This is a genomic window from Paraburkholderia sp. RL17-380-BIE-A (genome assembly GCF_046028085.1).
Classification (GTDB): Bacteria; Pseudomonadota; Gammaproteobacteria; order Burkholderiales; family Burkholderiaceae; genus Paraburkholderia.
Window position 1 is genome coordinate 23,805 of the sequence record NZ_JARESQ010000028.1, and the last position, 12,253, is coordinate 36,057.

The following is a 12,253-nucleotide window of genomic DNA, read 5'->3' on the forward strand; positions in this document are numbered from 1 at the left end:
GTGCGCGGATACTCGCTCATTGGCCACCTTTGGCGCCTGTTTCGCGCCGACGGCGGGTCATGACTTCCGAGCGAACGCCGAGCGCGAATCAAACCCGCACGAGACCCTCATGGTCGAGAATCCGGATATTTTTGCCGTGTGCGTCGAGCAGTCCATCACGCTGGAATTTGGAGAGCATCCGGCTCACCGTTTCAAGCTTGATGCCGAGATAGCTGCCGATTTCCTCACGCGTCATGCGCAGGTAAAACTCGGCCGGCGAATAGCCGCGCATTCTCAAGCGGTCCGACAGATTCAGAAGGAACGTCGCGACGCGCTGTTCGGCGGACATCGTGCCGAGCAACATCATCTGCGAGGATTCGCGCACAATCTCGCTGCCCATCATGCGGTGCACGTGTTGCTGGACCGCCTTGACCTCGCGACACATCGCTTCGAGTAGATGGAACGGGATAATGCACATCTTGCTGTCCTCGAGCGCGATGGCGTCGCAGTTGTGATGACCGGAGCACACGCCGTCCAGCCCGAGCGAATCGCCGGCGAGGTGAAAGCCTGTCACCTGCTCGCGGCCGTCGCGATGCATGACGACGGTCTTGAACGAGCCGACGCGCACCACGTAGATACTCTGGAACGAATCGTTCGCGCGATAAATGGTCTCGCCTTGCTTGATCGTGCGCGACGGGCAGATCAATGATTCGACCTGTTTGATCTCCGCCGCCGTCAGACCTTGCGGCATGCAGATCGAGCGCATCGAGCAGGTCGTGCAGCCCAGCGCGTCCTTGCGCGGCACTTGCACGGGCACCGGCACTTCCCGGGCAACGGGCGACATCGGCGGGAAGACGGCAACAGGCGCGGGGACGGAATAGGCGAGGACGTCAGACATGATGTGCTCCGGATTGTAGAAAGGCGCGCGTGCGATGTTCGCTGGCGATCCGCTGGATCGTGCTTCGTGCGAGATCGAATTCGCTGGTCTTGTCGAAAAAGTAGTGGGCACCGCTCATCAGGCATGCGCGCCGAAACCATGCACCCGAGTGGTTCGTCAGCACGATGGCGATCACATGAGGCATTCTTTTGGCAAGCGATGCGAGCAACTCCATGCCCGTGCCTCCGCTCAGATGCAGTTCCGTCACGACCAGATCGGCTGCGCCAGTCTCGACGCCTGTGAGCGCGGCGCCGGATTCCTCGGCTTCACCGACGATTTCCACGCCGTCCAGCGCGCCAAGCAGCGCGGCCATGCGGCGCCGGACCGATACTGCGTCGTCGACCAGAAAGACGCGGAGGGTAAGGTTCTCGGGGCTTGAGTTCATGGCTCGAAGTATCGGCTGCGCTGTCTCAAAATAAAATCGGCGCCGAATGAACTTCGAGTAGGTGAGCGTGAAGCTTTGTAGGGAGTTTCCTACATGGAGATGGGGCGCACCAGGAAAGTCCCTGGGTGCGAAAGGAGCAGGCTTTGTGGTTCGGGGCGGCTAGGGAACATGCGGCGCTCGCCCGCGAGCGGAGGCGCCGCGAAGCCGTCTAGATGTCGGCGTCGTCGTCGGCGACCAGTTTGTGGCGCATCGCGTAGCGCACCAGGGCGGCCTCGTGCGGCATCTGCATCTTCTCCAGGATGCGCGTCTTGTACGTGCTGACGGTCTTGCTGCTCACACACAGTTCGACCGCGATTTCCGTGATCGTCTGGCCTGCGGCAATACGCTTCAGAACATCGAATTCCCGATCCGACAGACGCTGATGCGGCAGCAGATCGGCCGGTTCGTTCAGGCTCTGCGCGAACCGCTCGGCCATGGCAAGGCTGACGTAGACGCCGCCGGCAGCGACTTTGGTCACGGCGGCCACCAGTTCGGCGCTCGCGCTTTCTTTGGTCAGATAACCGGACGCGCCGGCCTTGAACGCCCGCACCGCGTATTGCTGTTCGGCGTGCATGGTCAGCACGAGGATGCGCAGCGCCGGCTTTTCCTCCTTGATCTGCTTGATCAACTCGACGCCGTTACGCCCCGGCATGGAAAGATCGAGCACGAGCACGTCGGCGGGCCGCTCGCGGATCAGCGCAACGGTGCTGGCGCTGTCGTCTGCTTCGCCGATCACTTCGAAGCCGCTTGCGTTCTTCAGGATGTGGCGCAGACCGTCGCGCACCAGCGCGTGGTCGTCGGCGATCAGAACGCGGGTCATAGTTGCATCTCCTGCATCTGCACGTTTTCAGCCGGAATGGTGACGGTGAGCACAAAGCCCTGGCCGTGGGCGGTTTGAATGTCGACGGCACCGCCGAGCATGTGCGCGCGTTCGCGAACGCCGAGCAGGCCGAAGGATTTGGCTGCCGGCTCGGCCGTGCGATGCACGCCGCGGCCATTATCGGCGATGCGCAGCACGAAGGTCTGATCGCCCGCCTGCAGGCTCAGCGTGACCAGCGTGGCGTCGGCATGGCGCGCCACGTTCGTCAGCGCTTCCTGCACGATCCGGAACAGCGCGGTGGCGCCTGCCGGGCTGAAACGCGCGTCGCCGGTTTCGATGTCACGCTCCACGTCGATGCCGTAGCGGTTGGTGAAGTCGGTGGCGAGCCACTCGATCGCGGGAATCAATCCGAGGTCGTCGAGCATGACCGGACGCAGATCGGCCGCAATGCGGCGGACCGAGGCCACGGTCACGTCGATCAGTCGGCGCATGCCTTGCAATTGTCCACGCACCGGCTCGCTTGCCGACCCGTCGAGCGCCTGTTCGACCGACGAAATGTCCATTTTCAGCGCGGTGAGTTGCTGGCCGAGGTCGTCGTGCAGTTCGCGCGCAATACGCGTTTTCTCGTCTTCACGGATATTCTGCAGATTGGCCGACAGCTCGCGCAACTCCTCGCGCGCCTGCCGTTGCGCGCGCTCTGCTTTGACGCGTTCCGTGATATCGCGCAGCATCACCGTATAGAGGCGGATGTCGCCATCGCGGATCTGCGAAATGGACGCCTCGAGCGGGAATTCCTCGCCGTTGGCGCGTAAGCCGGCCAGCACGCGTTGTTTGCCCATCTGGCGGTCGGATACGCCCGTCACGCCGAACTGCGCGACATGCTGCGCGTGCGCCGCCCGAAACCGCTCCGGGATGAAACGGGCAAGCGGCGCACCGATTGCATCCATCGCTGAGCAGCCGAACACCTGTTCCGCCATCGGATTGAAGATGACGACCCGGTGCTGGTCGTCGATGGTGATGATCGCTTCCATCGACGAACGGATGATCGCCATCATGCGGGCTTCATTCACGGCCGACTGATTGTTCCGGGTGCTGGCCTCGCCGCGTGCGGATACGCTTTCGCGCCGCGCGCGCACCAGCAAAAACGCGCTCGTGGCCAGCAGCAGGGCGGCGGCGACGCAAATCAGCAGTGCCGGATCGAACCAGTGCCGCGCTGTCAGCATGGCGGCCAACGTGACGACGAACGCGGCAGCGGCCGCGAGCGCGGGCCGCGCCGCAAACGAACCCGCAAACGAACCCAATCGCTCACGCAAATTCGCACTGCGCGATGTGGGCGCCTTACCGCTGACGGACATGTGCATCTCTTTGGAATGACTGCGGACAAGGATAGCGCGCGCCGCCCGAGAGCGTCTGTACGGCGGCGTGCACGGCAAGCACGTCTATTCCGGGCGATTCCGTGGTTCGTGTGGCCGCAGGCCGGCGAAACACCGCGCGGATAATTTGTGTTTGCGCTCATTGTCCGTGAAACGCCGGGTTCATGCCAGTCCCGCCGGGTGTCGCAGGCCGTGGTCGTCCGGCTCATTCCATCAAGACGGGCGCTCGCTCTCGCCCTCACTATCGACGCGGTGCTCAATGGGACATCAGCACCGGCACGGTCATCGACTGAAGCATGGTGCGCGTGACGCCGCCGAGCAGCCGCTCCTGCGCCCGCGCGTGGCCGTACGCACCCATGACCAGCAGATCGATGTGACGGTCGGCCAGCGCATTGAGCAGCATCGCGCCGGTGTGGACGCCGGACACTTTCGGCATGGCCGTGAAACTCGCCTCGATGCCGTGCCGCGCGAGCCAGGCCGCCACGTCGATGCCGCTCGGCTCACCATATTGCGGATGGCGCTCGACCTTCATGATCGTGACGAAGCCGGCGCCGCGGATGAGCGGCAGCGCATCGGTCACCGCCCGCGCGCATTCCCGTCCGCCGTCCCACGAGATCATCACATTCTCTATCTGAGGCCGTACCGGTCCCGCATACGGCAGTACGATTGCCGGCCGCCCGGAAGCGATGATCACGTCCTCGACGAAATCGCGCGCGATAAATGCGCTCCTGTCTTCCGGATCGTCCTGGCCGAGGATCAGCAGATCCGCGTGGCGCGCATGCAGGATCGCCGTGCCGGTCGGTGCTCCGCCCGGAGCGCGCCATTCGACGCTGCGCCCGGCGCGCTCCGCCGCGGCAAGAAAAGCCGCGTGCGCGTTCTTGAGATTCTTGTCCCGTTGCACCTGACGGCTGGCGGTCCAGATGTCCTCTCCGTGCAGAAAGAGCGGTCCCTCGGGCTCGTCGCAAACCAGGTAGAGGCCGATCAGATGGGCGTCGTGGCGAGCGGCCAGGTCGAGCGCATAGTCGAGCCGGGCGGCGCTGTGAGCGCTGTCGTCGAGATGCACCAGCAGGGTTTTGCAGTTCATGACGGATCCTTGACAGGCTCGCTCTCGGTTTTTGCGGGGCTTGCGGCAGGCGCCGGGCAATGCGCGGATATCAGCAATACCGGACAGGTGGCGATGCGCAGAAAATGTTCAGCCACGCTGCCGAGCACCAGCCGTTGCACACCGCGCCGGCCGTGCGTGCCCATCACGACGACGTCGGCGTTGAATTCCTGCGCGGCGAGCAAAATGCGGTGCGCGGTGTCGTCGCCCGTCAGGTCGGTTTCGACCATGCGCGAGGGGCCGATCACGCCTGCCGCGGTCATCAGCGCGGTGGCGTCGGCGAGCACGTGCTTGCCTTCCGCGACGAGGGCATCGCGCACATAGGACGGGTCGTAACCGGGCACGTCGTAGGACATCAACGGCACGTCCACCACGTAGAGCGGCTGAAGCCGCGCGCCCGAGTCGCGCGCCAGTCCGATCGCGGCGGCCAGAGCGCGCGACGAGGTTTCGCTGCCGTCGACGGCAACCAGAATCTGTTTATACATGGCGAACTCTCCAGAATCAGAAGGGCGGGTGCCGCGATCAGTGCGACATCAGTACCGGCACGGTCATCGAGCGCAGAATCGTGCGCGTAGCGCCGCCCATTACCAGTTCGCGCCAGCGGGCGTGGCCATAAGCGCCCATCACCAGCAGATCGGCGCCGCTGTCGGCGACCTGCGAGAGCAACACCTCGCCAACCAGTCCGCCCGGTCCCGTTTCGATGTCGGCGACCTCGACCCGCACGCCATGCCGCGCGATCACGGCGGCGATATCCGCCCCGGGAATGCGGGCTCCTTCGCCGTTGTGCTCGCCATTGATCGTGAGAATCGTGGTGCTGCTCGCCGACTGCATGAACGGCAGTGCGTCGTGCACGGCGCGCGTGGCTTCGCGGCTGCCGTCCCACGCGACTAATACGCGGCCGCCCGTCGACCGTTCATTGGTGGCGTAGGGCACGAGCAATACTGGACGGCCGCTCGACAGAACGAGGTTTTCCGGAAAGAAGTCGCCGACATACGACTCCGGATCCGCCGGATTGTCCTGACCGGCCACGATAAGGTCGGCGCAGCGGCCCACGCGCGGGATCGCGACACTGGCGGGCTCGTCGATGGCGACCCATTCCCCCGAGACGCCGGCGCGCCGGAGTTCGGCGTGGAACAGCCGTTCGAGCGCCGCGCTGCGCTCCGCGCGCATTTCCTGATGCGTTCGGTAATACTCCGCGGTTCCGGCCATCACATAGAGCGAGCGCGGGTCCGGCGAGAACACGGCGAATGCGCCGGTCAGATGCGCGCCGAACTGATTGGCCAGACGCAGCGCGATCTCGAGCCGCGGATGGGCGTGCTGGCTGGTGTCCAGATGAACAACGATGGTTTTGTAGCTCATGACAGTCGCTCCGCGAGAGGGGGTGACGCGCAGGCTTGACGCGCGAATCAGTGAGCTTGAGTCTAAGAACGGCGGCGCCGGTCTCATTGACGCAGATCAATGGTGCTTCCAGCGCGCCGCGTGAAAACGTTTTTTGACTTGCGTCATGAAGCCGCGCCTGCTCCCACCTATGCTCCGGACATGCATGGCGTCATGCGCGCTCGTGCGTTTTCCCCAGAAGGAGCGAGTCATGTCTGAAGCCCGTGTTCTAGTCGTCTTCTTTTCGCGGACCGGCACCACGCGCACGCTCGCGTTCACGCTGGCAAAGATGCTGTCTGCCGATCTCGAAGAGATCTGCGATTGCACCGATCGGCGCGGCGGCTTGGGCTATATGCGCTGCCTGATCGACTCGTGGCTCAAGCGGCCCGCCGAGATCGTCCCGGCCGGGCGGGACACCGGGCAATACGATCTCGTGGTGGTGGGCACGCCCGTTTGGGGTGGCGCCGTCTCCGCACCGGTTCGCGCATATCTGCTCGAAAACCGGTGGAAGTTCAGACATGTCGCGTTTTTTTGCAGCCTGGGCGGCCTCGGCAGTCAGGCTGCCTTTGACGAAATGCGCGCGCTGGCCGGCAAGGCGCCCGTCGCGCAATGCAAGGTGCGCGCAGCCGAAGTGCAGCGCGGCGCGGTGGCCGCTTCATTGGTGCTGTTCGTGAGCGTGCTGAAACGCCATCTCGCCAACTATGACGCGCTCGCATGGACTAGCTGAGCGACGCGCCGTTCAGGTCGGCAGCACGATCATCAGCGCTGCCGCGCGCGGCACCTTCGCCGCGACCGGTGCAAGGGCAAGAAGCCGCCGAGTCGCCTACGACTCGCGGTGAAAGCGCGAAAGCGCCCGTCATCGAACGCTCATCGAACGCTTCGCGACAGGCTTTGCCGTTTTCAGTGGCCGTGCAAAGCGGAAACCGCGCCATACACCACACGCGGATCGTGCTGGCCTTTGTACACTGCCGGCGCGGATCGGTTCAGGCCGAGCAGCGTATACACAGCCGTTTGCGCGGAACGTACCGAGTATTCGACCGTGAACACGACGTCGTTCGGCAACTCGCAAAACTGTCCAATGAACGCGAGGTTCGTCCAGCCCTCGGGCACCACCTGCGGGCGATCGCCGCGCCTGCGTCGCAGGAACTGGCTGGTAATGAACGGCATCAGACATGGAATGCAGACGGCGTCGTCGAGAATGCGCGGCGCTTCCGCCTGAATGTGCAGATGACCGAGCAGCTCCGTCATGATTTCGCGGCCCGTGCACTCGGCCATCGGCTTGTTGACGAAATTGCCCGGCCGGTCAACGAATAATCCATAACCCCAGAACACCTCGACGCCCTTGGGCTGACCCATGAAATGCGGCTGATGAGGCAGCACGATCGAGGCGAGCCAGTTTGAGTGCGGAAAGGTAATCAGGCCGCCTTCGCCGGGCACGTTACCGCTCAGATCGCGGATCAGGCGGAACAGCGTGCGGTCGTGCAGCGTCGCGGTAAAGGAAAGCCAGGTCGATTCGTCGATGTGATCGGCGAAGACCGATGGATGGCCGAATTCGGCACGCCCCGCGGCGATGGTTTTCCACAGCGCCCACGCGCCGCTGCTGTCGTCATGGTTGAGCACGGCGGCGCGGTCCGTGCCGCCGAGGCTCGAACCTGCCGTCATTGAACCGAGCGTGACGATGACCTTGTCCTGTGCGGCGACGGGGATCTCGATACGCCGGTCGTCCTGTTCGCAGACAATGCCTGCCACCCGGTTCAGTTCGCCGCTTTCGTCATAATGCAGATCGACAACGCGCGTGTTGGTTCGAAATCTCACTCCGCGTTCGTCGAGCCATTTGCGCAGCGGCCGCACCATCGAATCGTACTGGTTGTAGACCGTGCGCATGATGCCTTGCAACTGGTTGAAGCCCGACGTCATATGCGCGAAACGCAGCAGATAGCGCCGGAATTCGGCGGCGCTGTGCCAGGGCTGGAAGGCGAACGTCGTGCACCACATGTACCAGAAGTTGGTTTCGAAAAAGTCCGGCTCGAAGTGATCGGAAATCCGGCTGTCGCCGAGCATGGCTTCCGGTTCGATCGAGAGGCGCCCGAGCGTCAGCAGATGCGTTTCGGCGAGACCGTAAGAGGGCGCGTCCTCGCGCTGGCCGTCGCGCACGAAGCGTGCTTTCGACGAGGTGCGGATCGTTTCGTTCCAGTCGAAGATTTCCTTCGTGACGCTACTGTGACCGTCTAGCGTGGGAATCGAGTCGAACAGATCGTAGGTGCATAGATACTTGCTCTCGAGCATCCTGCCGCCGCGCACGACATAGCCTTCCTGTGGCGAGCCGGCGCCGTCGAGGCTGCCGCCTGGCTTGTCGAGCGCCTCGAGGATCGTGATGCGGGCGCCGGGCATATCGGCGTCGCGAATCAGAAAGGCGGCGGCCGCGAGTGACGCGATGCCGCCGCCGACGAGATAGAAATGGCCCGCTGCGTTTGCTTTGTCGCGGGCCGGATCCGTGGCCGCTTGCGTGGCCAGGTAATCGGAATTTTTCATGTGATGATCCCCCGAGGGATGATGGCCGTGGACGTATTGCTAAACCATACTCGCGCGGCGGGGGAATCTCGTTGAGTTGGATCAACGCGGTGCGACGGGGCCGGGCAGGGCGGCGCGAGTGATCCGCGCGCCTGTTCGGCAAGCGAGCGCTAGCGGCCCGCTATCGGCCTCCTTACACGAACCACCACGCGAGCACGACCGTTATCAGCACGACCGCCCACGACGGCACTCGCCACCACCCGAGCAGCACGAGCGCGGCGACGACCAGCGCGAAGTCGCGGCCGGTGTGCACGGCGCTGGTCCACACGGGGTCGTACAGCGCGGCGAGCAGGATGCCGACTACGGCGGCGTTGATGCCGGCCATGGCGCGGCGCATCGACGCGAACGCGCGCAACCTGCCCCAAAGCGGCAAGGCCGCGCCGACCAGCAGGAACGAAGGCAGGAAGATCGCCACCGTAGCGATCAGTGCGCCCGCGAGGCCTGCCGGATGACCGCTGCTGGTGGCGCCGAGAAACGCGGCAAACGAAAAGAGCGGGCCGGGAACCGCTTGCGCCGCGCCGTAGCCTGCCATGAAGGTGTTCGCGGGAACCCAGCCGCGCGGCACGACGACCGCTTCCAGCAGTGGCAACACCACATGGCCGCCGCCGAATACCAGCGATCCCACCCGGTAGAACGCCGCGAACAGATCGAGCGGATAACTGTGCAGATAGGCCGCTGCCGCAGGCAGGCCGAACAGTAGCAGTGCGAAGGCCGCGAGGCAGGCGAGCGCGCCGGTTCTGGACCCGGGCATGCCGGGTGGCGCGCTCGGCACCTCGGTCGAAGAAGTCAGCAGCGCCGCGCCGGCCACCCCCGCGGCAACGATCGACGCGATCTGCCCGAAGCCCGCGCCGAGCAGGATCACCGTGATCGCGGAAGCCGCCGCGATTGTCGCGCGTAGGCGGTCGGGACAGAGCATGCGTCCCATCGACCAGACAGCCTGGACGAGCACCGCGACCGCCGCGATTTTCAGCCCTCGCAGCAGATGAAGCGAGGTCGCATCCGACAGCAGCGTGAAGCCGTATGCGAAGACCACGAGCAGGAGCACCGACGGCAGCGTGAAGCCGAGCCAGGCCGCGAGCGCGCCGGCAATGCCGCCGCGCAGACGGCCGATTGCGATGCCGACCTGGCTGCTGCCCGGGCCCGGCAAAAACTGGCACAGCGCGACCACGTCGCTGAACGTGTGTTCATCGAGCCAGCGGCGGCGGCTGACGAATTCATCGCGGAAATAGCCAAGATGAGCCGCCGGCCCGCCGAACGAAGTCAGGCCGAGCCTCAGGAAAATGCAGAACAGCGTCCACGGCGAGCTGTGTGACGACAGGTCGAAGGACGTCTCTGTTTTGGCGTCATGCATGGGAAAGTTCATACACCGGTTGTACCGCGTTGGGCTCCAGAAAATAGCACACGCCGCCCGTCTCCGGGTCGCAGCATCTCGCCAACGCGGCCGCGTTCGAACACGCGCTCACGCACGCTGCGTGGCACTGCCCCGCCGTTGATGCAGGTCAATCGCAAGACGCCAATAGTGCCGATGATCTCTTAATCGGCTCGTTGCCTATGTGGCTTCGCTGCAGCAACGGTCGACCGGCGGGACAGCACGCGCGGAGGCAGTATGGGAATTGATATGCAGATCGTCTACTTCGGATTTGCGGGATCCGCGCAAATCGAATCCGAGGCAGCGGCGCAACTGGTGCGGCTCGAGCGGTTCGGCAGATTCATCTCCGGTTGCCATCTGGCGATCGAGGCCATTCACGAGCGGTCGCTCTACGACATGCCCGGCGCGCGAGGCGCCGAGCCAGGGACGGCGCCAGGCGCGGCGCCGAACCACACCCTGTTCGACGCACGTCTCGATCTGGTGCTGCGCACGGGTGAACTGGTGCCGCTCGAGCATCGCCAGGGTCACGATCCCGATGGCGCGATACGGGAGGCCTTCGATGCGGCCGAACGGCTTCTCGAACAGGGTGCCGCGCGCCACTGATTGGCAACGGATGTTTCAGCGTCTTCTTCAGGAGTGAGTCATGTACACCAACATCGTAGTGGCGCTCGACGGCAGTGAAGCCTCAAAGCGGGCGCTGTCCGAAGCGATCCAGCTCGCCAGGCTCGCGCGCGGCAAATTGACGGCGGTTTTCGTGCTGGATCAGTCTGCGGCTTTCACGTACGCGGGCGCCTGCGATCCGCATCTGCTGACAGACGCGGCGCGGCAGGTGGGGCAAAGCTTCCTGACCAGCGCGCTCGACCAGATGCGCGAACTCGATGTCGCGGGCGATACGGAAATCGTCGAGACGCAAGGCATCGCCGAAGACATTGCCAGCGCGTTGCTGCGCTGTGCGGAACGCCGTGGCGCGGACCTGGTCGTGATGGGCACGCACGGGCGCCGTGGTTTGCGGCGCATGGTGCTCGGGAGCGTGGCCGAGCGGTTCGCGCGCTTTGCGACGTGCCCGGTGCTGCTGGTTCGCGAAGAGGCGGACACGGAGCATGACACACCGGCGTGATGCTCATCTCGCGGCGGCCCTGACTGATCAACGAGGAAAATCATGAAAGCATTGGTGTATCACGGCCCTGGAAAGAAATCGCTCGACGAGCGGCCCGTGCCGCAACTCGCCTGCGCCACCGACGCCATTGTCAAGGTGACGCGCACGACGATCTGCGGCACCGATCTCCACATCCTGAAGGGCGACGTTCCGACGTGCCAACCCGGCCGCATTCTCGGTCACGAAGGGGTGGGCATCGTACAGCAGGTCGGCGCCGCGGTGAGTTCGTTGAAAGAGGGCGATCACGTGCTGATCTCGTGCATCTCCTCGTGCGGCAAGTGCGAGTATTGCCGGCGCGGTATGTATTCGCATTGCACGACCGGGGGCTGGATTCTCGGCAACCGCATCGACGGCACACAGGCAGAGTACGTGCGCATTCCGCATGCGGAGACGAGTCTTTATCCGATTCCCGCCGGTGCCGACGAAGAAGCGCTCGTGATGCTCTCCGACATCCTGCCGACCGGTTTCGAATGCGGCGTCCTCAATGGCAAGGTCCAGCCTGGCAGCACTGTCGCAATTGTCGGCGCGGGCCCGATCGGACTGGCGTCGCTGCTGACCGCGCAGTTCTATTCGCCGGCCCAGATCATCATGATCGATCGCGATGCAAGCCGCCTGGAGGTGGCGAGCCGTTTCGGGGCGACAGCGTGCATCGACAGCGGAGTGGCCGAACCCATAGCCGAGGTGATGAAACTGACCGGCCATGTCGGCGTGGATTGCGCGATCGAGGCGGTGGGCGTGCCTGAAACTTTCGAGTTGTGCGAGGCGCTGGTCGCCCCTGGCGGCGTGATCGCCAATATCGGCGTGCATGGGGTCAAGGCGGATCTGCATCTGGAAACGCTCTGGGACCGCAACATCTCCATCACCACACGCCTTGTCGATACCGTCAGTACGCCGATGTTGCTGAAAACAGTAGGTTCCGGCAAGCTCGATCCTGCCAGGCTGATCACCCACCGCTTCCATCTCGAAGACGTGTTGAACGCCTACGAGACTTTCGGCTCCGCGGCGGATTCCCATGCGTTGAAGGTCATCATCGAAATGTCGTAGCGGCGGTGTCGGGTCGGCACAGCCGGGAGCCAGGATGCTGGCGAGGAAGTCGATTCGATCTGCGCCCCAGCGCCGCTCAGTTCAGGGTGGCGCAACCGCAA

The 12,253-nt window shown here is 64.4% G+C and carries 13 protein-coding genes; 4 read left to right on the forward strand and 9 right to left on the reverse strand.

What is annotated here, in order from left to right:
- Window positions 1–88: 88 nt before the first annotated feature.
- From P0D68_RS33085 to P0D68_RS33115, 7 genes are all read right to left on the reverse strand, one after another.
- Window positions 89–823 carry a helix-turn-helix domain-containing protein gene (locus tag P0D68_RS33085; protein ID WP_408303410.1) on the reverse strand — a complete coding sequence of 245 codons (735 nt, stop codon included), beginning with the start codon at window positions 821–823 and terminating at the stop codon, window positions 89–91.
- 46 nt (window positions 824–869) lie between these two features.
- Window positions 870–1,301: a response regulator gene (locus tag P0D68_RS33090; protein ID WP_091793438.1), complete on the reverse strand. Its 432-nt coding sequence runs from the start codon at window positions 1,299–1,301 to the stop codon at window positions 870–872.
- Window positions 1,302–1,509: 208 nt separating this feature from the next.
- Window positions 1,510–2,160 (reverse strand): response regulator, encoded by a 651-nt coding sequence (locus tag P0D68_RS33095; RefSeq protein ID WP_408185735.1) that lies wholly within the window; start codon window positions 2,158–2,160, stop codon window positions 1,510–1,512.
- Window positions 2,157–3,515: a PAS domain-containing sensor histidine kinase gene (locus P0D68_RS33100; protein ID WP_408303339.1), complete on the reverse strand. Its 1,359-nt coding sequence runs from the start codon at window positions 3,513–3,515 to the stop codon at window positions 2,157–2,159. The genes P0D68_RS33095 and P0D68_RS33100 overlap by 4 nt, the downstream gene beginning before the upstream one ends.
- A gap of 274 nt (window positions 3,516–3,789) precedes the next feature.
- The gene (locus P0D68_RS33105) at window positions 3,790–4,617 is read right to left on the reverse strand and encodes a universal stress protein (RefSeq protein ID WP_408303341.1); all 828 of its coding nucleotides are present in this window, start codon (window positions 4,615–4,617) and stop codon (window positions 3,790–3,792) included.
- Entirely contained in the window at window positions 4,614–5,120 is a 507-nt protein-coding gene (locus P0D68_RS33110; protein WP_091793446.1) for a universal stress protein, read from the reverse strand. The genes P0D68_RS33105 and P0D68_RS33110 overlap by 4 nt, the downstream gene beginning before the upstream one ends.
- A gap of 37 nt (window positions 5,121–5,157) precedes the next feature.
- On the reverse strand, window positions 5,158–5,994 hold the full coding sequence (locus P0D68_RS33115) for a universal stress protein (protein ID WP_091793448.1): 837 nt from the start codon (window positions 5,992–5,994) through the stop codon (window positions 5,158–5,160).
- A 229-nt stretch (window positions 5,995–6,223) separates the two neighbouring features.
- Between P0D68_RS33115 and P0D68_RS33120 the strand changes: the two genes are divergently transcribed.
- Window positions 6,224–6,739 (forward strand): flavodoxin family protein, encoded by a 516-nt coding sequence (locus P0D68_RS33120; protein WP_091793454.1) that lies wholly within the window; start codon window positions 6,224–6,226, stop codon window positions 6,737–6,739.
- Between the two features lie 173 nt (window positions 6,740–6,912).
- Here the strand turns inward: P0D68_RS33120 and P0D68_RS33125 are convergent, their stop codons facing one another.
- Together P0D68_RS33125 and chrA are read right to left on the reverse strand one after the other, a co-directional pair.
- Window positions 6,913–8,544, reverse strand: coding sequence for an oleate hydratase (locus P0D68_RS33125; RefSeq protein ID WP_408303344.1), 1,632 nt, complete (start codon window positions 8,542–8,544; stop codon window positions 6,913–6,915).
- A gap of 172 nt (window positions 8,545–8,716) precedes the next feature.
- Complete coding sequence (chrA, locus tag P0D68_RS33130) at window positions 8,717–9,934, reverse strand: chromate efflux transporter (RefSeq protein ID WP_408303346.1); 1,218 nt, start codon at window positions 9,932–9,934, stop codon at window positions 8,717–8,719.
- Between the two features lie 255 nt (window positions 9,935–10,189).
- Between chrA and P0D68_RS33135 the strand changes: the two genes are divergently transcribed.
- Genes P0D68_RS33135 through P0D68_RS33145 form a run of 3 tightly spaced genes read left to right on the forward strand, consistent with a single transcriptional unit; the run spans window position 10,190 to window position 12,152 of the window.
- On the forward strand, window positions 10,190–10,555 hold the full coding sequence (locus P0D68_RS33135; protein WP_091793458.1) for a hypothetical protein: 366 nt from the start codon (window positions 10,190–10,192) through the stop codon (window positions 10,553–10,555).
- 40 nt (window positions 10,556–10,595) lie between these two features.
- Window positions 10,596–11,069 (forward strand): universal stress protein, encoded by a 474-nt coding sequence (locus tag P0D68_RS33140; protein ID WP_408185740.1) that lies wholly within the window; start codon window positions 10,596–10,598, stop codon window positions 11,067–11,069.
- Window positions 11,070–11,111: 42 nt separating this feature from the next.
- The gene (locus P0D68_RS33145; protein ID WP_408185741.1) at window positions 11,112–12,152 is read left to right on the forward strand and encodes a zinc-dependent alcohol dehydrogenase family protein; all 1,041 of its coding nucleotides are present in this window, start codon (window positions 11,112–11,114) and stop codon (window positions 12,150–12,152) included.
- Window positions 12,153–12,253: the final 101 nt, after the last annotated feature.